This window comes from Pseudomonas sp. P5_109, from assembly GCF_034009455.1.
GTDB lineage: Bacteria > Pseudomonadota > Gammaproteobacteria > Pseudomonadales > Pseudomonadaceae > Aquipseudomonas.
In genome coordinates, this window is sequence record NZ_CP125380.1 from 3,696,191 (window position 1) to 3,719,668 (window position 23,478).

General features: G+C 59.0%; 22 protein-coding genes and 1 pseudogene. 16 read left to right on the top strand and 7 right to left on the bottom strand.

Translation table 11 applies throughout. The annotated features are described in order from the left end of the window. Positions 1 to 139 precede the first annotated feature (139 nt). The 8 genes from pnuC to QMK54_RS16575 all read left to right on the top strand — a co-directional run bounded on the left by pnuC (position 140) and on the right by QMK54_RS16575 (position 6,395). A complete protein-coding gene (pnuC, locus tag QMK54_RS16540; RefSeq protein WP_320400897.1) occupies positions 140 to 703 on the top strand; it encodes a nicotinamide riboside transporter PnuC in 564 nt (187 codons plus the stop codon). Beyond that, positions 700 to 1,224: an AAA family ATPase gene (locus tag QMK54_RS16545; protein ID WP_223592320.1), complete on the top strand. Its 525-nt coding sequence runs from the start codon at positions 700 to 702 to the stop codon at positions 1,222 to 1,224. Before pnuC ends, QMK54_RS16545 begins: the two co-directional genes overlap by 4 nt. A 344-nt stretch (positions 1,225 to 1,568) precedes the next feature. Next, positions 1,569 to 2,015 (top strand): hypothetical protein, encoded by a 447-nt coding sequence (locus QMK54_RS16550; protein ID WP_223592329.1) that lies wholly within the window; start codon positions 1,569 to 1,571, stop codon positions 2,013 to 2,015. Between the two features lies 1 nt (position 2,016). Continuing rightward, positions 2,017 to 2,619, top strand: coding sequence for an adhesin (locus QMK54_RS16555; RefSeq protein ID WP_320400898.1), 603 nt, complete (start codon positions 2,017 to 2,019; stop codon positions 2,617 to 2,619). Between the two features lie 65 nt (positions 2,620 to 2,684). Continuing rightward, complete coding sequence (locus tag QMK54_RS16560) at positions 2,685 to 3,512, top strand: heme utilization protein (protein ID WP_110662174.1); 828 nt, start codon at positions 2,685 to 2,687, stop codon at positions 3,510 to 3,512. 61 nt (positions 3,513 to 3,573) lie between these two features. Continuing rightward, positions 3,574 to 4,254: a C39 family peptidase gene (locus QMK54_RS16565; RefSeq protein ID WP_110662173.1), complete on the top strand. Its 681-nt coding sequence runs from the start codon at positions 3,574 to 3,576 to the stop codon at positions 4,252 to 4,254. 26 nt (positions 4,255 to 4,280) lie between these two features. After that, positions 4,281 to 5,042, top strand: coding sequence for a hypothetical protein (locus QMK54_RS16570; protein WP_110662172.1), 762 nt, complete (start codon positions 4,281 to 4,283; stop codon positions 5,040 to 5,042). A 45-nt stretch (positions 5,043 to 5,087) separates the two neighbouring features. Further along, a complete protein-coding gene (locus QMK54_RS16575) occupies positions 5,088 to 6,395 on the top strand; it encodes a transporter (protein WP_223592341.1) in 1,308 nt (435 codons plus the stop codon). Positions 6,396 to 7,460: 1,065 nt separating this feature from the next. Here QMK54_RS16575 and QMK54_RS16580 read toward each other — a convergent pair. After that, positions 7,461 to 8,786 carry a sigma-54 dependent transcriptional regulator gene (locus tag QMK54_RS16580; RefSeq protein WP_320400899.1) on the bottom strand — a complete coding sequence of 442 codons (1,326 nt, stop codon included), beginning with the start codon at positions 8,784 to 8,786 and terminating at the stop codon, positions 7,461 to 7,463. 342 nt (positions 8,787 to 9,128) lie between these two features. Here QMK54_RS16580 and QMK54_RS16585 point away from each other — a divergent pair, with 342 nt between their 5' ends. The 3 genes from QMK54_RS16585 (at position 9,129) to nhaB (ending at position 12,550) form a co-directional block, all read left to right on the top strand. Next, a complete protein-coding gene (locus tag QMK54_RS16585; RefSeq protein ID WP_110662460.1) occupies positions 9,129 to 9,395 on the top strand; it encodes a hypothetical protein in 267 nt (88 codons plus the stop codon). A 284-nt stretch (positions 9,396 to 9,679) separates the two neighbouring features. After that, complete coding sequence (locus QMK54_RS16590; protein WP_223592343.1) at positions 9,680 to 10,969, top strand: hypothetical protein; 1,290 nt, start codon at positions 9,680 to 9,682, stop codon at positions 10,967 to 10,969. Between the two features lie 78 nt (positions 10,970 to 11,047). Then, on the top strand, positions 11,048 to 12,550 hold the full coding sequence (gene nhaB, locus QMK54_RS16595) for a sodium/proton antiporter NhaB (protein ID WP_320400900.1): 1,503 nt from the start codon (positions 11,048 to 11,050) through the stop codon (positions 12,548 to 12,550). 114 nt (positions 12,551 to 12,664) lie between these two features. On the opposite strand, the gene zwf is transcribed toward nhaB, so the two are convergent. Together zwf and gnd are read right to left on the bottom strand one after the other, a co-directional pair. Next, complete coding sequence (gene zwf / locus QMK54_RS16600) at positions 12,665 to 14,179, bottom strand: glucose-6-phosphate dehydrogenase (protein WP_110661068.1); 1,515 nt, start codon at positions 14,177 to 14,179, stop codon at positions 12,665 to 12,667. After that, a complete protein-coding gene (gnd, locus tag QMK54_RS16605; RefSeq protein WP_347232999.1) occupies positions 14,176 to 15,180 on the bottom strand; it encodes a phosphogluconate dehydrogenase (NAD(+)-dependent, decarboxylating) in 1,005 nt (334 codons plus the stop codon). Before gnd ends, zwf begins: the two co-directional genes overlap by 4 nt. Before the next feature lie 249 nt (positions 15,181 to 15,429). Between gnd and QMK54_RS16610 the strand changes: the two genes are divergently transcribed. From QMK54_RS16610 to QMK54_RS16620, 3 genes are all read left to right on the top strand, one after another. Then, positions 15,430 to 15,612 (top strand): DUF6026 family protein, encoded by a 183-nt coding sequence (locus tag QMK54_RS16610; RefSeq protein ID WP_110661070.1) that lies wholly within the window; start codon positions 15,430 to 15,432, stop codon positions 15,610 to 15,612. A 199-nt stretch (positions 15,613 to 15,811) separates the two neighbouring features. Continuing rightward, on the top strand, positions 15,812 to 17,548 hold the full coding sequence (locus QMK54_RS16615; protein WP_223592354.1) for a phosphoethanolamine transferase CptA: 1,737 nt from the start codon (positions 15,812 to 15,814) through the stop codon (positions 17,546 to 17,548). Between the two features lie 156 nt (positions 17,549 to 17,704). Further along, positions 17,705 to 17,914, top strand: coding sequence for a hypothetical protein (locus QMK54_RS16620; protein WP_110661072.1), 210 nt, complete (start codon positions 17,705 to 17,707; stop codon positions 17,912 to 17,914). Positions 17,915 to 18,551: 637 nt separating this feature from the next. Here the strand turns inward: QMK54_RS16620 and QMK54_RS16625 are convergent. The 3 genes from QMK54_RS16625 to zapE all read right to left on the bottom strand — a co-directional run bounded on the left by QMK54_RS16625 (position 18,552) and on the right by zapE (position 20,887). After that, entirely contained in the window at positions 18,552 to 19,043 is a 492-nt protein-coding gene (locus tag QMK54_RS16625; RefSeq protein ID WP_320400901.1) for a GNAT family N-acetyltransferase, read from the bottom strand. Between the two features lie 117 nt (positions 19,044 to 19,160). Next, the gene (locus QMK54_RS16630; RefSeq protein ID WP_110661075.1) at positions 19,161 to 19,742 is read right to left on the bottom strand and encodes a DinB family protein; all 582 of its coding nucleotides are present in this window, start codon (positions 19,740 to 19,742) and stop codon (positions 19,161 to 19,163) included. A 26-nt stretch (positions 19,743 to 19,768) separates the two neighbouring features. Next, a complete protein-coding gene (gene zapE / locus QMK54_RS16635; protein ID WP_320400902.1) occupies positions 19,769 to 20,887 on the bottom strand; it encodes a cell division protein ZapE in 1,119 nt (372 codons plus the stop codon). Between the two features lie 158 nt (positions 20,888 to 21,045). Between zapE and QMK54_RS16640 the strand changes: the two genes are divergently transcribed. Next, positions 21,046 to 22,098: an aldo/keto reductase gene (locus QMK54_RS16640; protein ID WP_320400903.1), complete on the top strand. Its 1,053-nt coding sequence runs from the start codon at positions 21,046 to 21,048 to the stop codon at positions 22,096 to 22,098. A 172-nt stretch (positions 22,099 to 22,270) separates the two neighbouring features. Continuing rightward, positions 22,271 to 22,396: pseudogene (locus tag QMK54_RS16650) on the top strand (aldo/keto reductase); the annotation flags it as partial. A 114-nt stretch (positions 22,397 to 22,510) separates the two neighbouring features. Here QMK54_RS16650 and speB read toward each other — a convergent pair. Continuing rightward, a complete protein-coding gene (gene speB / locus QMK54_RS16655; RefSeq protein WP_320400904.1) occupies positions 22,511 to 23,470 on the bottom strand; it encodes an agmatinase in 960 nt (319 codons plus the stop codon). Between the last annotated feature and the right edge of the window lie 8 nt (positions 23,471 to 23,478).

The window sequence follows — 23,478 nt, forward strand, 5'->3', positions numbered from 1 at the left end:
GATCACCACAGAACCGTAAAAACCCTGTGAAAAAACCACCCTGAGTCGGGTTTATCCGTGCGGGGCCGAAATCCTATCAGACAAGTCCGATCGACGGTTACAATCCGCCCCCTTCTTCATTTTTCCCCAAGGAACCTCCATGTCCGGGCTTGAACTGTTTGCCGCCGCCCTCGGTGTCATTGCCGTCTGGCTGACAGTCAAACAGAACCCCTGGTGCTGGCCCATCGGCCTGGTCATGGTGCTGCTATACAGCTGGATCTTTTTTGAGGTGAAGCTGTATTCGGACATGCTGCTGCAAATCGTCTATGCCGCCTTGCAACTTTACGGCTGGTGGCAGTGGACGCGGGTGGGTGAAACGACCCATGGCCGCGAAGTCAGCCGGCTCGACGCTCGATCCGTGGTGTTGAGCCTTGCCATTGGCGCAGTCGGCAGTCTGTTGCTGGGGGCGGCCATGGCCCACTGGACCGATGCCGCGCAACCCTGGCTCGATGCGGCGCTGACCGGGTTCAGCCTGGTGGCGCAAGTCTGGATGGCGCAAAAACGCGTGCAGTGCTGGCCGTTGTGGATCGCCCTGGATGTGATTTTCGTCGGGCTGTTCATCTATAAGGACCTGTACCTGACCGCCACCCTGTATGGGCTGTTCGCGGTTATCGCCGTGCAGGGCTGGCGCGAATGGCGCTCCGATCCGGCATTGCGCGCATGAAAGTCCTGGTCCTCACAGGCCCCGAATCCAGCGGTAAAAGCTGGCTGGCGGCGGAGTTGCAACAGCGTTTCGGCGGGATTCTGGTTGACGAGTATGTGCGCTGGTTCATTGAGCAGAATCCGCGGGACACCACGCTGGCCGACATCACGCCCATCGCCCGCGGTCAATTGGCATGGGAAGACCAGGCTCGGGCGCAACAACCGCCATTGCTCATCCTCGACACGCACCTGCTGAGCAACATCCTCTGGAGTCACACCCTGTTTGGCGAATGCCCCGTTTGGATTGAGCAAGCATTACTGGACCGGCATTACGACTTGCACTTGCTGCTGTCGCCGGAACACGTCGACTGGACGGATGACGGCCAGCGTTGCCAGCCCCGATTGAGTGAGCGCCAGGCCTTTTTCGAGCAGACCCTGACGTGGCTTGAGCGCCACGCACAACCGGTTCAAGTACTGCGCGGAGATTGGGCGCAACGCCGACTCCAGGCACTGAATGCCGTGACCCGATTGCTCGACGCCTGACCGGCGTTTGGGGCATTTTCCCCATCCTCCCCCTGCTGTGGGGGGGAAGTGTCCGATCCTGAAACAACCTCCCTGCCTGAAACTACCCATTTCAACGCCCTGCCTCGTTTGCTCACCAATGTGTTAAGGCGTTGTTACAAAAACGCTAGAACCCTTGTTCCAGAGGGGTTGCTCCGCAATTACGGGTTGCCTGCGCAGGGTTTTGTCTCACCGTTGGTACACCCTCGACAAAAGGTTCCCGATCCAAGTCTGTAAGCCATTGAATCAACTCGATATTCAAAAGGCGGCACAGCTTTCGCTCTATGCCTTACACAGCTGACCGGGGCCAGCTTACAAATGAAGGAATGAATGTCGTGGAGATATTCAAAAAAAAAGGCTTGATGTGCCTCCTGCTGATCGCGAGCGCTGCCGGCACTGTTCTCAGTTTCAACGTTCAAGCCGAAGGCAACGGTGTCATCGTGCTTGATCGTACCGTTCACCCAACGCTCATCGGTCGCAGTGGCGGCAGGGATCCGAACCCGGCCACCATCAGTGCCAATCCTTCTGCCCGCGTCACCGGGGAACTCAGCGACGCCGATATCGCCGGGGTAACCACCGGAACGACCCCTCATAACAACTTCGGGCAAAACCCGGGCGGCATGCAAGGCCTGAATGTCGTCACCAACCCCAACGGTTTGCCTGGCATGTCCGTCGGACACGGTGGTGGCAGTGGCGGCGCCATTTCCGGAACAATCAACCGCGCCATGAGCACCGGCCTGGGCTCACTGGGCAGAATGGCGGGGGGGCAATGAGATGGATCGTTCCCTTCTTTTACCTGCCCTGTTAACTGCCCTGCTACTTGCCCTGCTCGGCGGCACCAGCGTGATGGCCGATTCGGGCGTCAGCTCGGTGAACAACGCCACCCTCCTGGATTCCGGTGCCCAATACCGAGGTAACTTCAGCGTCAACCAGGCGGCAGGTGATCAACAGCAGCAGGCCAACGTCCGCGCGATCGCCATTGGTACCGAAGTCGGCGCGACCACCAGCGTCAGGCAGAAAATCACCACGCCCGCCAATCCGTCGATGGATGCGACGGCCAATATCGGCGGCACCTCTTTCAGTAATGGCAACGGCGTACTGGGCGTCAACCAGAGTGCCGGGGCGAACAACCAGATGGCCAACGCCCTGCGTATCAGCATCGGCGCTGCACCGCAAGCCATCGACGACAGCACTCTTTCTCAACAGAACGTGGCGTTGCTACCGGGCTCGGGAGCAACTGGCACACCAAACGGCAGTCGCCAGGTCGTGACGAGCGACCAGGCCTTCACTGGCAGCCGGGGCGTGATCCAGGTGAACCAAAGTGCCGGGGTGGGGAACCGAATGGCTAACACCCTGAGTATCCGGGTCTCTGACTGACCCCCGATACAGTGCGAATGGGGAAGTACCAACACTTGACCAACAAATGAGCACGGAGAATCACCATGAACCCGACAACTGCTCTCAAACCACTGGCTTTCGCCCTGGCAGCAGTGATGGCATTCGCAGCCCAGGCTGATCCCGTGCAGGGCAATGGACAGGGCGGCAACCAACAGCCTAATGGCCCGTCGCTGGATCAGATTCTGCAGATTACCTCAGGCGCCGGGGCCGCCGTGCTGGACTCGCAGGAAAGCAGTGACAGCGGGGTAGTGAACCGGGGCACCAAAAACGACGCCATAATCGATAACTCCCTGAACAACTCCAACGGCAACATGGGCGCCAACGTTGCAGCCGGTAACGGCAACCAGCAAGACAACGCCGCCGCCCTTGCCACCGCGGACGAAGCCTTCATCTTCGGCTCCGCCGTCACCGTCTCCAGCGCGACTCAGAAGAGCACCGGCAACACCGCCAGGAACCACTCCAACACCAACAACACAACGCTCAATAACGCTGGCAACAGCGGTTCCGGCAACATCGGCATCAATGTGACCACCGGCGACTTCAACCAACAGAAAAACAACCTGGCGATTGCCGTTTCGGGCGGCCGTGTAGCAGTTGCCGCAGCGGCGGCTAACCAAAGCACGTCCGGGCTGAACGTCACCAACAACGCCAGGACTGATTTCGTACCCGTGGGCGTACTCGGTCTGTCCGGCATAACCACTCAACAAGTGATGACGCTGGAAGGCTGGAAACCCCCTGTAACCAACAATGCTTCGATCACGAGCTCGATGAACAACTTCTCCGGCAACGGCGGAGCCAACGTATCGTCCGGCGTCGGCAACCAGCAAAGCAACTCGCTGTCCATCGCCGCAGGCTGCAAATCATGCCCATAATCGCGACCGTCATGAAAGCCTCGGCGACGGCGCTTTTCCTCGGTCTGAAGGCGTATCGTCCATGCATAAGACGGCCCTTTTCGCCCTGCTCTGCCTGTCTGGGCTGACCCAGGCCGCACAGATGCCGGTTGCCGCCCTGCCGGGCGGCGTGCTGGTGTACAAGCACGTACAGAGTTTGCGTGAGCGCAGGTTCAGCGACATCGTCGAACAGAAAACCGATTTCAGCTGCGGTGCCGCCGCGCTGGCAACAATACTGCGCCAGGCCTATTGGCTTGACGTCGATGAAGAGCACATCATCAAGGGCATGCTGGTCACCGCAGACCAGGACCTTGTGCGTACCCAGGGTTTTTCCATGCTGGACATGAAGCGCTACATAGAGCGCATCGGCATGCGCGCCCGGGGCTACAAGATCCCGCCTGAAAGACTCGATGCGGTGACGATTCCGGTGGTGGTACTGATGGAAATTCGCGGCTACAAGCACTTCGTGGTGTTGCAACGGGCGGACAAGAACTGGGTCTACATCGGCGACCCGGTGCTCGGTCACAAACGCTACTCCCATGATGATTTTGTCAAAGGCTGGAATGGCATTGTCTTCGCTATCATCGGCCCCGGTTACGACAAAACCAATGCGTTACGCAGTCCACCGGAGCCGCTGACTGCCAAGAACAAGATGGATAACTTCAACCCGGTCAAGGATGCTGAACTGATGGATTTTGGTTTCATACAGAGCGATTTCTTTTAATCGCCAATAAGATGATTGGGGGCAGGATGCTCCGGGAGCAGCAAATGAAAACCTCGTATTGGGTGTTCGCTACCTGTCTGGCAGCGAACACTTTAGGTTTTGCTGATGAGTTTAGTCCCATCGAAATCAAGGACCAGGAACTGGCCGAGTTGCGTGGCCGGTATGTGATGCCGGGGCGGATCATCAGCTTCGGTGTTGTCATGAGCAGTACCTGGCGCAACGCCAGTGGTGATCTGATCGGGGCAACCACCTCGATGCGACTTCAAGCCGCAACGGTCAAGCCCGAGTTCTACGTTTCAACCATCAAACACAACGGTAAAGGCGGTTCGCCCAACTCGGGTACCGGTCGTGTAACGGGTGGCGCCGGGCTGGGCACCTCTCAGGGCATCACCCAGGTCACACGGGCTGCAGGCGATGGCAACAGTTCAAACAACAAGATCGCCATCAACGTCAAAGAGGCCAGCACGGCCCCTGCGCCGGTGCCGAGCCGGGGCCAGGCACTGATAGCCGGTGAAACCATCACCGGCAGCAATGCTGCAGGCAGTGTCGCCGTGTCCGCGACCGGCGGCGGCGTTCAGGTGGCCATTACCGCCAACAACAACCAGGGCTCAAGCCTGCAACAGGTCGCCCAAGGCGGGTTGCTGCAAGACACCCGGTTGCTGGGCAGCAGCAATGTGGTCAACAACCTGACTCGACTCAGCGTCGTGCTCGACAATAAAAGCCCGAGTGCTGGTGCATTGGGCTACAACCTGAACCAACTCGCTGCATTACGGACCTTGGGGTATTGAGCTACGCTGAGACACGAGCATTGGGCACAAATGGGCGGCTTTTTCATGTACCGATTGGTATCACTGCGTGCAGTTATATGCTTGTGCTCTCTACTCCCGATGGCGATGGTGCAGGCAGCACCTGACCCGGAACTGGAGGCTCTCAAACGAGAGCTTCTGGAGTTGAAACAACGATACGAAGTCCAGCAAAAAGCCTTGGCGGTTCTTGAGCAACGGGTCCGCCAGGTCGAAGAGCAGCCCGCTTCGCCCCCGCCCAAACGCCTGGTCAAGTCCCCAGCGGACCTGAAGGGCAATCCAAACGTCGCCACCGGCACCGGTGCCGCGGCGGCTTCAGGGGGGGCCGTCGGGGGCAGCGGCAGTTCGTATGGACAATCGCTGGCCGATGACTCACAACCGGCGCAAAGCGTTTCAAACCTGTATGACGAGGCCAGCGGGTTCTTCGGCGGTGGCAAGTTCAGCGTCGAAACCGGGATAACCTACTCCCGGTACGATACCCGCCAGTTGGTCCTCAACGGTTTTCTCGCCCTGGACTCGATATTTCTCGGCGCCATCAACCTGGACCGGATAAAGGCCGACACCTGGACACTGGACCTCACCGGCCGCTACAACTTCAACAATCGCTGGCAGTTCGACCTGAACGTGCCGGTGGTCTACCGTCAATCTACGTACCAGTCCGGTGGCGGCAATAACGGCGCGGCAAACGTCACGACCGAAGATACCGTCAAGGAAGACCCGGCCATTGGCGACGTCAACTTCGGTATCGCCTACAAATTCCTCGACGAGTCGGCCAACACGCCGGATGCCGTGGCGACCTTGCGCGTCAAGGCACCGACTGGCAAAGACCCGTTCGGCATCAAGCTGGTTCGGGTGGACACCAACTCCAACCTTGCCGTGCCTGAGTCCTTGCCTACCGGTAATGGGGTCTGGTCGATCACGCCGGGGATCTCTTTGGTCAAGACCTTCGATCCGGCAGTGCTGTTCGGCAGCCTGTCGTACACGCACAACCTGGAAGAGTCTTTCGACGACATCAGCTCCAATCCGGCGCTCAAGACGCCGGGCAAAGTACGCATTGGCGACAGTTTCCAGATCGGCGCCGGTATTGCGTTTGCCCTGAACGAAAAGATGAGTATGTCGTTCTCGGTCTCTGACCTGGTGCAACGCAAAAGCAAGCTCAAGGAAGATGGCGGAGATTGGCAATCAGTGGTGTCCAGCGATGCCAACGCCGGTTACTTCAACATCGGCATGACCATTGCGGCCACCGACAACCTGACCATCGTCCCCAACCTGTCCATCGGCCTGACGGACGATGCCCCGGACTTCCAGTTCAGCCTGAAATTCCCTTACTACTTCTGACCCAAACAAAAAACCGCAGCAACTTTCATCGCAGCGTTTTTTTAGGGGCTTTCACTGGTTTGGAGGCCCGACTCGGACGCGATCCCTTGTAGGCGCTGGCTTGCCAGCGATGATCGTTAACGATGACGCGTGTGACCTGGATATACGCGGCGAACTTGAGTCCATCGCCAGCAAGCCGGCTCCTACAGTTTGGTGTTCACATCATTTCCACCAGGACGCGGTCCCGTGTAGGAGCTGGCTTGCCAGCGATGGTCGTTAACGATAACGCGCGTAAACCGGACAAACGCGGCGCACTTGAGTCCATCGCCAGCAAGCCGGCTCCTACAGTTTGGCGTTCACATCATTTCCACCAGGACGCGGTCTTTTGTAGGAGCTGGCTTGCCAGCGATGGTCGTCAACGATAACGCGTGTGGGCTGGATAAACGCGGCGCACTTGAGTCCATCGCCAGCAAGCCGGCTCCTACAGTTTGGTGTTCACATCATTTCCACCAGGACGCGGCCCCGTGTAGGAGCTGGCTTGCCAGCGATGGTCGTCAACGATAACGCGTGTGGGCTGGATAAACGCGGCGAACTTGAGTACATCGCCAGCAAGCCGGCTCCTACAGTTTGGTGTTCACATCATTTCGACTCGGACGCGGCCCCCTGTAGGAGCTGGCTTGCCAGCGATGATCGTTAACGATTACGCGTGTGACCGGGATATACGCGGCGAACTTGAGTCCATCGCCAGCAAGCTGGCTCCTACAGTTTGGTGTTCACATCATTTCCACCAGGACGCGGTCCCGTGTAGGAGCTGGCTTGCCAGCGATGGTCGTTAACGATAACGCGTGTGGACTGGATAAACGCGGCGCACTTGAGGCCATCGCCAGCAAGCCGGCTCCTACAGTTTGGCGTTCACATCATTGTCGACTCGGACGCGGTCTTTTGTAGGAGCTGGCTTGCCAGCGATGGTCGTTAACGATAACGCGTGTGGACTGGATAAACGCGGCGCACTGGAGTCCATCGCCAGCAAGCCGGCTCCTACAGTTTCCCGGGAATGCGTGAAGAAGCTTTTTTTGCAGTTGGGGTTCAGCGAATCTGATGTTTGTGCAACAACCGGTAGAAGGTCGGTCGCGACACCCCCAGTACTTTGGCGGCGACACTCAGGTTATCGCTGTGGCGGTTCAATACATCGCACAACGCCTGGCGTTCGGCCCGGGTCTTGTATTCTTCCAGGGTGCCCATCGGCGCGGCGATCGTATGCTGGCTGATCAACCCCAGGTCGCGGGCCTCGATCTGCCGGCCTTCGGCCAACACCAGCCCGCGACGAACGCGATTGGCCAGTTCACGAACATTGCCTGGCCAGTCGTGTTTGCCCATGGCAATCAAGGCATCTTCGCTGAAACTGCGTGGGCGACGCCCGGTTTCACGGCTGTAGAAATGGGAGAAGTGGTTGGCCAGCATCGACAAGTCACCATGGCGCTCGCGCAACGGTACGGTCACCACCTGCAGTACGTTCAGGCGATAATACAAATCTTCGCGAAAGCGTTTCTTCTCGATAGCGGCTTCCAGGTCGACATTCGTCGCCGCCAGAATCCGCACATCCACGGCAATCGGCTGACTGCCGCCCACTCGCTCGATGTGTTTTTCCTGGAGGAACCGCAACAGGTTGGCCTGTAGTTCCAGGGGCAGGTCCCCGATCTCGTCGAGAAACAGAGTGCCACCGTTGGCGGCTTCGATCCGTCCGACCTTGCGTTGGTGTGCGCCGGTAAATGAGCCTTTCTCATGACCAAACAACTCGGACTGGATCAAGTGTTCGGGAATCGCGCCGCAATTGATTGCAATAAAGGGTTTGCTGTGACGCTGGGACTGGCGATGCAGGGTGCGTGCGACCAGTTCCTTGCCAGTGCCGCTTTCACCGCGAATCAACACCGCAGATTCGGTTGGAGCCAGTTTGCTCAACAGTTTTCGCAGTTCACGGATAGGTTTGCTGTCGCCGAGCAATTCGTGCTCGGGTTGGTCAACATGGACCGTACCCTGGCCTCGCAACCGCGCCATGCCAAATGCCCGGCCCAACGTTACCTGAACCCGGGACACATCGAATGGCAAAGTATGAAAGTCAAAAAACCATTCACAGACGAAGTCGCCCACATTTTGCAATCGCAGCATTTCCTGATTGAGGACGGCTATCCACTCGGTACCACTGCGGCTGATCAACTCCTTGACGGCCTCGGGGTGTTCGAGGTGAAAAGGCTGCAGGCGTAACAAGCCCACGTCACAGGTTCGGTCAGCGGCGTGTTCCAGCGCGCAGCTATCAACGTCCCAACCGATAGCGCGCAATCCGGGGAGCAGACGATAGCAATCGTCGCAAGGGTCCACCACTAATAGACGTCGTGAAACAGGCGCATCACTCATGACTATTCCTTGGCGCCAAAATTAAGAAATTTTATTAAAAACAGTCATTTGGCGGACCTGACTGTAACGTTAGCAAGAACTTGACGGATCCTTGTACCGTTTGACTATAGGGTTGCCATACATCCAGTTATAAGAAGTGCTTTTGATAGTCACCTAACGACTCTTTCCTTTCATTCAGCTTTCAATGCCGGGCTCATTCCCGGGCATATGAAATAAAGTCGAAATTTCTTTTGATTTTGTGTGACCCAACTCCGGGTTGCGGGCATCAGTACAAGTAACCAGCCGAACGGTAAGCCCAACCGACGGCACATCACTTGATTGGGCATACAGAGAGAAGACCCTATGAACGCCCCGCTGCGTATCAACGAAGCACTTCTGATTGCCGACCGCGCATTTAAACCATTCACATGCGTGGCCTGGGCTCCACAGGACGGTAATGGCGAACTCAGCCTGACCGTGATCGACCGGACCAGCACCAGCATTGGCCGCAGGCAGATCCCAAGCAGTGCTTATTCCGATCCTGCACAACTCGAATTGCTGCTGGAACAGGCCCGCGCCGAATTGAGCCAGGAAGGTTACGCACTGCAGTCGTGGTCGATGCCGTACTAATCGTTTTGCGGATTACTCCGGGGTAATCCGCGCCCTCCCCCGTTTTTAGTTGGGCTGCTCGCTCTCGCCCTTCTACACTAATTGCCCCGTTAGTTTGAACTTTTGTGCAGCGGATTCTTTGCAGGCTTGCCATTGGTTCGAAAAGACACTGTTGTGGCACACAGCGACTCTCCGTCTGTTAGTTATTGCAGTTGTGCATCTCCCCATTCAGGGATTGAATATTCTCCTTATATAGTCGCCACCCAAACTTCTGGATCAGGACGACTCGCAAGGAGATGCGGTTCATGCCAATCCAGTCCGCCATTGCCTACTCCGCCACCCGGAATATTGCCGGTACTCTCGATACGACATTTGCCGCCAACGGCAAAACCCAGGTGTATTTCGCCGACAGCCTTTCCAGCCTGGCCAATGACGTCGCCATCGATGGCCAAGGCCGCTTGCTGGTGGCGGCCAAGGTCGCCATGGCCGAAGGCAGTCGCTTTGGCCTGGCCCGCTTGCTGGAGGATGGTTCGGCAGACCTTGCGTTCGGCAAGCAAGGCAGTGTCATCGGGCAATTCGAATCGGGTTTCGAAGCCATGGGCGCCAAGGTACTGGTCATGCCCGACGGCAATATCCTGTTGGCCGGCCTGCAATACGAAAACGCCCATCGCACGCTCCCGGCCCTGGCATTGTTCGATCAGGAGGGGCGCCTGGTTCAAGGCTTTGGCGATAACGGTCGCCGTGTCGTGCGATTGCCTGGCGGCCTGTCCCTGGGCATGCGCGATGTCTGGCTGCCTCCCGGCGTGCCGGGTGCAGAAGCCTGCGATGTGGACGTACAGCAAGACGGCCGGATCCTGATCCTGGCCAATCATCACTTCGAACTGGCCGATCATGTCGGTCTGTTGATTCGGCTGGATGTCGAAGGCTCGCTGGACTGCTCGTTCAATGGCCGCGGCTTTGTCGTGGTCAGGCACCTGCTGATGAACACCTGGCTCAGCAGCCTGACGGTACAGCGCGACGGCCGGGTTCTGGTGGGTGGCTCGATCAACTTCCCTGAGGAAGGCTTGCTGGCGCGCTACCAGGCTGACGGCCACCTCGACGACAGTTTTGCCGTGGATGGATTCATGACTTTCAAGGCGCACGGGCATGGTGCCCAGATCAGTCAGGTGGTCCAGCAAATCAATGGCGACATCCTGTGTGTAGGCAGCAGTCACGAGCCGATGCACTGCCTGACCTATAAAATGCACAGCAACGGCCGCCCCGACAACCACTGTAACGGTGGCCAGCCGCAACGCCTGGTCATTGGCCACAGTGGCTGCCAGTGGAATGCCGCGCAGTTACAGCCCGATGGCCGTGTGCTCACAGTCGGCGCAACCATCGGCGGCGTTGAAGCAGACTTCATTGTCGGGCGATACCTGCCCGACGGCCATCTCGATAGCCGCTTCAACGCAGGCTGCGGCTATGCCCGTACCCGCCTCGGCCCCAGCCTGGATACCGCCACTTGTATCGCGGCGCAGAGCGATGGAAATATCGTCGTGGGCGGCTATTCGCTGCATGGGAATTACAAGGCAATCGTCGCGCGATATCTGGGCTGAACCGATGCATTATTCGTGTGCTTGATCTTCTCGCCCGCTTACGGCAACTTGCGCGCTTCTTAAAACAAGGAGCAGCCGATGTCCGGTTCAATGGCCCAGGCGTTCGCGCACAACTTTCTCGGGAACTCGCCCCGTTGGTACAAGGCCTGCATCGTCGGCTTTCTGATTCTCAATGCCCTGGTGCTGTGGACCGTGGGCCCGGTGGCCGCTGGCTGGCTGCTGGTGCTGGAGTTCATCTTTACCCTGGCCATGGCGCTCAAGTGTTATCCGCTGATGCCCGGCGGCCTGTTGTTGATTGAAGCCCTGCTGCTGAAGATGACCACGCCCCAGGCGCTGTACGATGAGTTGCAGCACAACTTCCCGGTGATCCTGCTGCTGATGTTCATGGTGGCCGGCATTTATTTCATGAAGGACTTGTTGCTGTACCTGTTCTCGCGCCTGCTGCTAGGCGTTCGCTCCAAGGCCCTGCTGGCGCTGATGTTCTGCTTTCTGTCGGCCTTTCTCTCGGCGTTCCTCGATGCCTTGACCGTGACGGCCGTGATCATCAGTGCCGCCGTCGGCTTTTACTCGGTGTATCACCGCGTCGCCTCGGGTAACGATCCGCGCCAGGACAGTGAGTACAGCGACGACAAACACCTGCCGACCCTGCATCAGGGTGATCTCGAACAGTTCCGCGCCTTTCTGCGCAGTCTGCTGATGCACGGCGCCGTGGGCACTGCATTGGGCGGTGTTTGCACGCTGGTCGGTGAACCGCAGAACCTGCTGATCGGCCATGAAATGGGCTGGCACTTCTCCGAGTTCTTTACCCAGGTTGCGCCGGTATCCCTGCCGGTACTGGTTGCCGGGCTGGTCACGTGCGTCCTGCTGGAAAAGCTGCACTGGTTCGGATACGGCACGCTGCTGCCGGAAAACGTCCGCGCGGTGCTGGCCAACTATGCCGCTGAAGATGATGCCGAGCGCTCCCCACGCCAACGTGCCGCGCTTCTTGTGCAAGGCGCTGCCGCGTTGATTCTGATTGTCGGGCTGGCGTTCCACATCGCCGAGGTGGGCTTGATCGGCTTGATGGTGATCGTGTTGATCACCGCGTTTACCGGCATCACCGACGAGCACCGCCTCGGCACCGCGTTCAAGGACGCCATGCCGTTCACCGCATTGTTGGTGGTGTTTTTCGCGGTGGTCGCGGTGATTCACGATCAGCAATTGTTCGCCCCACTGATCCACTGGGTACTGGCGCTGCCGGCGGATCAACAGCCGGGCATGCTGTTCATTGCCAACGGCCTGCTGTCCGCCATCAGCGACAACGTGTTCGTGGCAACCATTTACATCACTGAAGTGAAGCGCGCCTTCATGGCGGGTGAGATGACCCGTGAGCACTTCGAGACGCTGGCCATTGCGATCAATACCGGCACCAACCTGCCGAGCGTGGCGACACCCAATGGCCAGGCGGCGTTTCTGTTCTTGCTGACGTCGGCCATTGCACCGCTGGTGCGCCTGTCTTACGGGCGGATGGTCTGGATGGCGTTGCCGTACACCGTGGTGATGGGCTTGCTAGGGTGGTATGCAGTGAGTTACTGGCTGTAACCCGAACCAAAAATGTGGGAGCGGGCTTGCTCGCGAAAGCGGACTGCCAGTCAACTCAAATGTTGAATGTGGCGGCCTCTTCGCGAGCAAGCCCGCTCCCACAGGAGATACGGGTTATCCAAGACGGTGCCAGACGCGACCGTCACGGGTGAGCAATTCTTCGCCGGCCTTGGGGCCGTTTTCCCCGGCGGCATAGCTCTGCACGCTGGAATCCTGCTGCCAGGCCTCCAGGAACGGTTGCACGGCACGCCAGCCGTTCTCGATGTTGTCGGCGCGCTGGAACAGCGTCTGGTCGCCTGTCAGGCAATCGTAGATCAGGGTCTCGTAGCCGGTGGACGGCTGCATCTCGAAGAAGTCCTTGTAGGCAAACCCCAATTCGATGTTGTCCATCTTCAGGGCCTGACCAGGGCGCTTGGCCAACAGGTCGAACCACATGCCTTCGTTCGGCTGGATTTGAATCCGCAGATAGGTCGGCTGCAATTCGTCGACTTCGGTGTCGCGAAACTGCGCATAGGGCGCCGGCTTGAAACAGATGACGATCTCGGTGTCACGCACGCTCATGCGCTTGCCGGTACGCAGGTAGAACGGCACCCCGACCCAACGCCAGTTGTCGATCATGACCTTGAGGGCCACATAGGTTTCGGTATTGCTATCGGGCGCAACCTTGTCTTCCTGGCGATAACCCGGCAGTGCCTTACCGTCGATTTCACCGGCGGCGTATTGACCGCGCACCGAGTTGGCGCGAGCCTCCTCGACCGTCCAGGGCCTGATCGCGCCGACGACCTTGGCTTTCTCGCCGCGCACCGCATCGGCGCCAAACGCGGCGGGAGGCTCCATCGCCACCATCGCCAGCAGCTGGAACAGGTGATTGGGCACCATGTCCCGTAGCGCGCCGGTGTGCTCATAAAAACTGCCACGGGTTTCCACGCCGACGGTTTCGGCGGCGGTGATCTGCACGTGGTCGATGTAGTGATTGTTCCAGAACGCTTCGAACAGGCTGTTGGAAAAACGGCTGACCAGAATGTTCTGTACCGTTTCCTTGCCCAGATAGTGATCGATCCGGTAAATCTGCTTTTCCGTCATCACCTTGAGCAGGCAGGCATTCAAGGCCTCGGCCGTATGCAGGTCGGAGCCGAAGGGCTTTTCGATCACCACCCTTCTGAACGCCTCGGGAGTTTCTTCCAGCAAGCCGGCGGCACCGAGACGGCGTGCCACTTCACTGAAGAAACGCGGCGCGGTGGCCAGGTAGAACACCGCATTGCCGGTTCCGCTGTCGGCGATTTTCGCCGCCAGCGCTTGATAAGTGCTGTCGTCCAGGAAGTCGCCCTGGACGTAGCTGATGCCTTTGGCAAGTTTCGACCAGACCGCTGGATCAAGGGTGTGGTCACCCTTGCCAGCCATCTCGCCGCGAATGAAGTCTTCGAGCTTTTGCGCAAAACCTTCATCGCTGATGGCGTTGTGGTCAACGCCGATGATCCGCAGTCCATCCCCGAGCAGGCCGTTGCGCTTGAGGTTATACAGCGCTGGCACCAACAGACGCTTGACCAGGTCACCATGGGCGCCAAACAGAAACAGCGTCGTCGCGGGTGCGGGCTCAGCCTTGGATTTCTTGCGGATCAAGTGGGTCATTTTTTCGAGGTCTCCACGTGGCCGCCGAAGCCGAAGCGCTGGGCCGAGAGCACCTTGTCGCCAAAGGTGCCCTGCCCGCGCGAACGGTAGCGCGAGAACAGCGAGTTCGACAGCACCGGTACCGGCACCGCTTGCTCCATTGCGGCTTCGATGGTCCAGCGGCCCTCACCGCTGTCAGCCACAGACCCGGAGAAACCGTCGAGTTTCGGATCGCTGGCCAGGGCATCGGCGGTCAGGTCGAGCAGCCACGAGGACACCACGCTGCCACGACGCCAGACTTCGGCGATGTCGGCGACGTTCAGGTCGAAACGCTGGTCTGGCGGCAGGCTCTCGCTGTTTTTGGTTTGCAGGATGTCGAAGCCTTCGGCGAAGGCCTGCATCATTCCGTACTCGATACCGTTGTGGATCATCTTGACGAAATGCCCGGCGCCGGCGGGACCTGCGTGAATGTAGCCACGCTCGGCACGATCGTCGTCGGACTTGCGGTCCTTGGTGCGCGGGATGTCACCCATGCCAGGGGCCAGGGTGGCGAACAGCGGATCGAGACGCTTAACGGTCTCGGTATCGCCGCCGATCATCATGCAGTAACCGCGCTCCAGGCCCCAGACGCCGCCGGACGTACCGACGTCGATGTAGTGCAGGCCTTTTTCCGACAGGGTTTTGGCCCGGCGGATATCGTCCTTATAGAAGGTGTTGCCGCCATCGATGATGGTGTCGCCGGCTTCGAGCAAGGTGCCCAGGGTGTCGATGGTGTCTTCGGTCGGCGCGCCAGCTGGCAGCATGACCCACACCGCACGCGGCTTGGCCAGGCCAGCGACCAGCGCAGGCAGATCGGTGACGCCGGTGGAACCCTCTGCGGCCAGGGCTTCGACAAAGGCGGTATTGCGGTCATATACAACGGTGGTGTGCCCGTTGAGCATCAGGCGCCGTGCAATATTGCCGCCCATGCGGCCCAGTCCAATAATCCCGAGTTGCATGTGCTGATGCTCCCTACTACAAATAAAATGTGTGTCAAAGGTTATAGCCCAACGCGACTCATGAGGTTAGTCCAGAGCGTTGGCGTGAAGTTTCCGGGCATTGTGCCCGATCCTGATGGATAACGTCGGGAATCAAGCCGAAGACACAACGACAATGAAAAATAAAAAAGTTCCCTTTGGGGGCAAAAGAAATCAAAATTGGCGCCGATAGTAGATCAGCCGTTGATTTCGAGGCGGCTCTACAGTTGAGACACGCCATTTGCGAGGTGAGCAATGGGCACAGTACATACCGCACTGCCAGCACAAACCCTTTACGTCACTATCCGTCGCGATGAATTGCGTCAGTTGAAAGAAGAACGCGATCAGTTGAAACAGGAGCTGGCGCAGTTACGCCTGCTGTTGCAAGCCGGCCAGACCCACCCCCTGGCTGTGACACAGCGCGCCCCACTCGCCTGACGCTTCCCTTGCAAGCGGGAGCAGTCTGCACTGCTTCCGCACTGGCTCACGCCCTGCCATTTTCGGCAACTCACAAAATTTTCACAATTGTTTCACGATAATTACGCGTTTAAGGCCGCCCGATTCCGCGCGGCCCTCGTTCGTCGTCCGCGATCTCCAAGTCCCGGCGGTGGTAGTGAATTCTCGGCTGGAGCGCTGAATGTCTTTGTTCAAACGCAGCAAAACGACTGCGGCAGGTTTTGACTGGGCCGGGTTCATCTGGCTGTTTGTATTTTTCTGGTACTTTTCCGGCATTACCCAGCTACTGATCCAGTTGACGGGCACCTCCGGCTTTACCGGATTCCGCCAGGCCTTCGTCATGAGCGCGATCTGGCTGGCGCCGATGCTGCTGTTCCCCAAGCAGACCCGTGTCATGGCCGCCGTGATCGGCGTTGTGCTGTGGGCGTGTTCCATGGCGAGCCTGGGCTACTTCTTCATTTACCAGCAGGAATTTTCCCAGAGCGTCATCTTCATCATGTTCGAGTCGAACGTGGCTGAAGCCGGCGAGTACATGACCCAGTACTTTGCCTGGTGGATGGTTCCGGCATTCCTGGCCCACACTGTTTTTGCCTGGTTCCTGTGGACTCGCCTGCGCCCGGTGTACCTGCCCCGTGGCAAGGCCATCGCGGCAGCCGTGGCCATCGTGGTGGCGGTGGTCGGTTATCCGCTGATCAAGCAGACCTCGCGCACCGGCAGTTTCGCCGAAGGCTTCGACAAGTTCGAAACCCGCATCGAGCCGGCTGTGCCATGGCAGATGGCCGTGGCCTATCACCGTTACCTGGAAACCCTGGCCGGCATGCAGGACATGCTCGACAGCGCCAGCAAGATTCCACCGCTGCACAACCTCAAGGATGCCATGGCCAACCAGCCTGCGACCCTGGTGCTGGTGATCGGCGAGTCCACCAACCGCCAGCGCATGAGCCTGTACGGTTACCCACGGCAAACCACGCCGGAACTGGACAAGCTCAAGGATCAACTGGACGTTTTCGACAACGTCATCACCCCGCGCCCGTACACCATTGAAGCGCTGCAGCAGGTCCTGACCTTCGCCGACGAAGAAAACCCGGACCTGTACCTGTCGACGCCATCGCTGGTCAGCATGATGAAACAGGCCGGTTACAAGACCTTCTGGATCACCAACCAGCAGACCATGACCAAGCGCAACACCATGCTCACGACCTTCTCCGAACAGGCCGACGAACAGGTGTACCTGAACAACAACCGCAACCAGAACGCCGCCCAGTACGATGGCGACGTGATCGAGCCGTTCAACAAGGCCCTGGCCGATGCGGCACCGCGCAAACTCATCGTCGTGCATTTGCTGGGCACGCACATGAGCTACCAGTACCGCTACCCGTCGACCTTCGACAAGTTCCAGGATCGCACGGGTGTGCCTGCCGGCATTCGCGATGACCAGTTGCCGACGTACAACAGCTACGACAACGCCGTGCTGTACAACGATTTCGTGGTATCGAGCCTGATCAAGGACTACGCCAAGAGCGATCCGAACGGCTTCCTGCTGTACCTGTCCGACCACGGCGAAGACGTGTTCGATTCCGTAGGACACAGCACCCTGGGGCGCAACGAGAACAAGCCGACGGCGCCGATGTACACCATTCCGTTCATGGCCTGGGCCTCGCCGAAATGGCGAGCAAGCCATGACTGGAACCTCGCCGGCGATCTCTCGCGTCCTTACAGCAGCTCGCACCTGATCCACACCTGGGCCGATCTGGCGGGCCTGAGCTTCGACGAACTCGATCGCAGCAAAAGTCTGGTCAGCGATAGCTTCAAGGCCCGGCCATTGATGATCGGCAACCCGTATGAGCGTGAGCAACGCGCGCTGATCGACTTCAGCCTGATGAAGCCAAAGACGCCACCCGCGGTCGTTCAGCAGTAATCCTTCCAGGGGCCGATTCCGGCCCCTTTTTCATGCTGGCTTTCCAGCAACCGGAGTTAATTCCCTTTTAACGGAATCGGCGGATAATGCCATTTCGACACTGCTTCATAGATTCATGGACGAAAGGCATCCGACATCTGTAGTGGGAGGCAAACCATGAAACGCACCGCAATGATCCTCGCCGGCCTGTTGGCCTTGGGTTCGACCAGCGCTTTTGCCGAAGGCGGAGCTGAACGCATGCGCTATTACTTCGAAAGTCTACGACTGGCCCAGCAACAAGCCCTGGGTCACCCAATCCAAAGTACTGAGTTGCGGGTTCCAGACGATCAAACCGCACAAATGACTGAAACCTACAGACCGAAATGATCCATGTGCCTCTGACTGCGACTCTACAGTTGGAGATGATTGCTGGGCGTCCTGATGGACGCCCTTTTTTTGGGTTCTTCACGCATTCCCGGGAAACTGTAGGAGCCGGCTTGCTGGCGATGGACTCCAGTGCGCCGCGTTTATCCAGCCCACACGCGTCATCGTTAACGACCATCGCCCGCAAGCGGGCTCCTACAAGGGACCGCGTCCTGATCGAAATGATGTGAACGCCAAACTGTAGGAGCCAGCTTGCTGGCGATGGACTCCAGTGCGCCGCGTTTATCCGGTCCACACGCGTCATCGTTAACGACCATCGCCCGCGGGCCCGCGTCCGAGTCAAAATGATGTGAACGCCAAACTGTAGGAGCCGGCTTGCTGGCGATGGACTCACGTGCGCCGAGTTTATCCAGTCCACACGCGTTATCGTTAACGACCATCACTGGCAAGCCAGCTCCTACAAGGCCCGCGTCCGAGTCAAAATGATGTGAACGCCAAACTGTAGGAGCCGGCTTGCTGGCGATGGACTCACGTGCGCCGAGTTTATCCGGTTCACACGCGTTATCGTTAACGACCATCGCTGGCAAGCCAGCTCCTACAACACGCTGGAAATGAAGTGACCTCCAAAGGTCCTGTCGAGCTAGAGGCTCTTGGTCCAAAACAGCATTCGCCCATGGACCGGGTCGAACATGCCGGCGGCGAAACCGGCTTTTTCATAGGAGCCCTGCGCCACGGCGTTGCCTTCCAGCACTTCCAGGGTGAGCTTGCAGCAACCGCGCTGACGGGCGATGTCCTCGACCTTTTGCAGCATCTTCTGGCTCAAACCCAGGCCGCGAAATTTTTTCACCACCGACACGTCGTGCACATTGACCAACGGCCGGCAGGCAAAAGTGGAAAATCCCTCGAAGCAATTGACCAGCCCGGCCGGTTCGCCGCCGACAAAGGCCAGCACACTGAAGGCGTGGGGACGCCGGGCAAGCTCTGCCGGAAGTTGCTCCAGTACAGCGGCCGGCAACGACTGCCCGCCTCCCATCGGGTCCTCGGCGTAGTGGTTCAACACCAGACAAATAGCCTCGGCATGCACCGGATTGGTGTAACTGGCCTGAAGCACAAGAATTTCTGCGGAGTCCATTTCCATCCTCGATCACACATGAAGTAGCCCCCAGCATGCATGTCACGCTGAAGTGCCCGCCGACCATAGCGCGAGCACCGTGGTGTCGACAATCGCAACCGCACAATTGCTTGGCGCTCAAGCGCCCCAGATCAGGGCTTCCGTCCATCCCAGTTCGGCAAAATCCTCGGCCCGCAAGTGCGATTCACCGGCGCAGAAAAACTCGTCGAGTTGCGGTGGCTTGACCGAAGTGCCGCTGAGCATGGCGTGAACCTGGCCGCGATGATGGATCTGGTGTTCGAACAAGTGGGACAGAAGGCGCAAACGGCTGTCGTACTGCGGCGTGTCGCGGGCGATGGTGACGATTTTGCCGAGACTGGCATCGCGCAGTTGCTCGCAATAGGCGATCAACCGACGGTCGACCTGGGCCTGCTCGCTAACGAGGTCGATCGCGAGCAAGCAGGGTTCGTCTTCCTTGAAAAAGACCTGGTAATTGGGATGCGGATCGTCGCCGCGCATTTCGCGCTCCAGTGCATCCACATAAAACCAGTCGCAGGTGAGGATGTGGTTGAGGGTGACGCGGATGCCGGGGAAAAAACTGACCCGGGGTGCGCTCAGTTCCTGCGCGGTCAATTGTCTCCAGGCCTTGGCCAATCGGTGATTGGCCCAGGCGTTCTGGTAGGCCATGGTCAGCAAATGGTGGGACAAGGGCTGATTCATGTTCGCTGCTCCCGATCGAATCCCGATCAAACTTCGGCAAACCGTTGCAACTGCATTTCCTGCAATCGACTGAGGGTGCGACGGAACGGGAACTCCAGGTAACCCTCGGTGTACAGCGACGCCATTGGCACTTGCGCTTCAAGGTACAGCGGCACCTTGCGGTCATAGCACTCATCCACCAGGGCAATGAAGCGTCGCACACCGTCGTCATGCACCGACAACTGCGGCAATTCGCGATCCCCCGCCTCCACCCGCTCGATGCCGTCTTCGGTGCCACGGGCAATGCGCCCGGCGCGCTTCTGCGCACTGAGGTTGGGGACATCACTCAACAGAATAGCGCTGTAGGTATCGCACAGGGCGATGAAATCCATGGCTGCGAACGGTTGCTCACACAGCGCGGCGTAGCGGGCCCAGAGCACTGTCGGGCTGGCCTTGACCACGTCGAGCGAGCGGTAACCGACCTGGATCGGCTCGCTCGACACTGACTGGCCGACGCTCAACCCCTGGAACACTTGATCCAGCGCGCCGGGCTCACCGGGCTCGGCCACCCAGTAGCGCTGCGAACCGACGCCCGGGTGCAAGCGATGGTCTTCCCCGCCATCCACCGCAATAACTTGCATATGTTGCTTGATCGCCGTGATAGCGGGGAGGAAACGGTCGCGATTGAAACCATCGGCGTACAGCTGGTCCGGCGGCAGATTGGACGTGCAGACCACCACCACGCCCTGTTCGAACATCACCTGGAACAGGCGCCCGAGAATGATCGCGTCGCCGATGTCATTGACGAACAGCTCGTCGAAACACAGGACGCGCACTTCTTCGGCCAATTCACGGGCCAACGCCTTGAGCGGATCGGCGGTGCCGGTCAGTTGAAACGAGCGCTGGTGCACCCAGCCCATGAAATGGTGAAAGTGCTGGCGCCGCGCCGGTACGCGCAGGCTTTGGTAGAACTGGTCCATCAACCAGGTTTTACCCCGCCCCACCGGCCCCCACAGGTACACGCCGGAAATTGGCGAGCGGCCTTCGTGCAGTGCTTCGTGGCATTTTTGCAGCGCCCACACGGCATGTTCCTGGGCCTCGTCCTGGACGAAGCCCTTTTGTTCGATGGCGTGCTGCCAGGCGCTTAGGGGGGATTCGATAGTCATGGGCGGCAGTATGCCATTGCGCATGGATAACGCGACCGGTGATCGGCATTTTTGTACAGCAAGAAAAAGCGCCTTGACGCGCTAGATTACTATCATCATATTTAATAGATGTTGTTAGTAATTTATTAACCCCGTCGCCATCTCTCTGGAGTCATCCCATGCATTACAAAGTTTTCGGTCGTAAAACCGGCTTGCGTGTTTCCGAACTGGCGTTGGGCGCCGGTAATTTCGGCACCGGTTGGGGGCATGGCGCCGAGCGTGACGAAGCCAAGCGCATTTTTGATGGCTACCTGGAAGCCGGCGGCAACTTCATCGATACCGCCAATGGCTATCAGGGCGGGCAGTCCGAGGCCATGCTCAGCGAATTCATCGCCGCAGAACGGGATCGCCTGGTCATCGCCACCAAGTACACCTTGGGGACTACACCGGCAGACGGCATTTCCCACACTGGCAACAGCCGCAAGAACATGGTGCGCGCCGTCGAAGAAAGCCTGAAACGGCTGAAGACTGATCATATAGACCTGTTCTGGGCTCACATGAGCGACGGCGTGACGCCCATGGAAGAGATCCTGCGCGGCTTCGACGATCTGGTCAGTGCCGGCAAGATTCATTACGCCGGGCTGTCGAACTTCCCCGCGTGGCGCATCGCCCGCGCCGACCTTTTGGCCGAGGTACGTGGTTTTGCGCCGATTGCCGCGATCCAGATCGAGTACAGCCTCGCCGAACGCACCGCCGAGCGCGAACAACTGCCGATGGCCGAAGCCCTGGGCCTGGCCGCGACCTTATGGTCGCCCCTGGGTGGCGGCTTCCTGACCGGCAAATACCGCAACAGTGAAGGCGACAACCGCGCGAACAAACTCGGCGTGCTGATCCACGCTGAAAAAAGCGCCCGCGAAACCGCCCTGCTCGACACCTTGATCGACGTCGCCGTCGCTCTCGAAGTCAGCCCGACCCACGTGGCCATTGCCTGGCTGCGGGAAAAGGCCAAGCGCTCGACCACGGCGCTGATCCCGATCCTCGGTTCCCGTACCCGTGAACAGCTGGACGCCACATTGGGCGCGCTGGATGTGCAGATGAGTGCTGAGCAGTTGGCGCGACTGGATGGCGTCAGTGACGTGGCCAAAGGTGTGCCGCACGAATCCATCAGTGGATCAATCGCACGCTTCAGCGGTGGTCAGATCCTCGACTTGCCAATCGTCCCAGTGGCCTGACGCAAATCAAAACTGTGGGAGCGGGCTTGCTCGCGAAAGCGTCATGTCAGTCGACATTGTTGTTGAATGACACACCGCCTTCGCGAGCAAGCCCGCTCCCACAGGGGGTTGTGTTTTACTTATCGACCTTGTGTTTGGCCGCATACAGACACAGCGTTCCCGCACACGCGAGCAATTGGCGCGACTCGATGGCGTCAGTGACGTGGCCGAAGGTGTGCCTCACGAATCCATTTCCGGTTCGTTCGCACGCTTCAGCGGTGGTCAGATCCTCGACTTGCCAATCGTTCCAGTGGCCTGACACAAATCAAAACTGTGTGCGGGCTTGCTCGCGAAAGCGTCATGTCAGTCGACATTGTTGTTGAATGACACACCACCTTCGCGAGCAAGCCCGCTCCCACATTTCGATCGAGTTTTACTTATCGACCTTGTGTTTGGCCGCATACAGACACAGCATTTCCATCGCCAGTGTCGCCGCCGCCAGTGAGGTGATCTCTGCGCTGTCATAGGCCGGGGCCACTTCCACCACGTCCATGCCCACCAGGTTGATCCCGCGCAGACCACCGAGAATCTCCAGCGCCTGCACCGTGCTCAAGCCACCGCACACGGGTGTTCCGGTGCCTGGCGCGAACGCCGGATCGAGGCAGTCGATGTCGAATGTCAGGTACACCGGGTTGTCGCCGACCCGTGCGCGAATCGCCTCGACTATCGCTTCGCAGCCACGGCGATGCACTTGCCGCGCGTCGAGTACTTGAAAGCCCTGGTGATCGTCATTGGTGGTGCGCAAACCGATTTGCACCGACCGCGACGGGTCGACCAGCCCTTCCTTGGCCGCGTGCCAGAACATGGTGCCGTGGTCGATGCGCTTGCCCTCTTCGTCCGGCCAGGTGTCGCTGTGGGCGTCGAAGTGAATCAGCGACAACGCACCGTGCTTGCGCGCATGGGCCTTGAGCAACGGATAGGTGATGAAGTGGTCGCCACCAAAGGTCAGCATCGCCGTACCGGCATTGAGGATGTGCTCGGCGTGGGCCTCAATCATCTCGGGCGTCGATTGCGGCGAGCCGAAATCAAAGTCGCAATCGCCGTAATCAATCACCGCCAGATGGTCGAATGGGTCGAAGGTCCATGGCCAATGCCGCTCCCAGGCAATGCCGGTGGACGCCGCACGAATGCCCCGTGGCCCGAAACGCGCACCGGGACGATTGCTGGTTGCCGTATCGAACGGCACGCCGCTGACGGCCACGTCGACCCCGCGCAAGTCGCGGCTGTAGCGCCGACGCATGAAGCTGGTGATGCCGCCGTAGGTACTTTCGGCGGCCGTGCCGTAAAGGCTGTCACGGGTAAGGGCTTGATCGTTCTGCACAGGGACGTCCATTTGAGGCT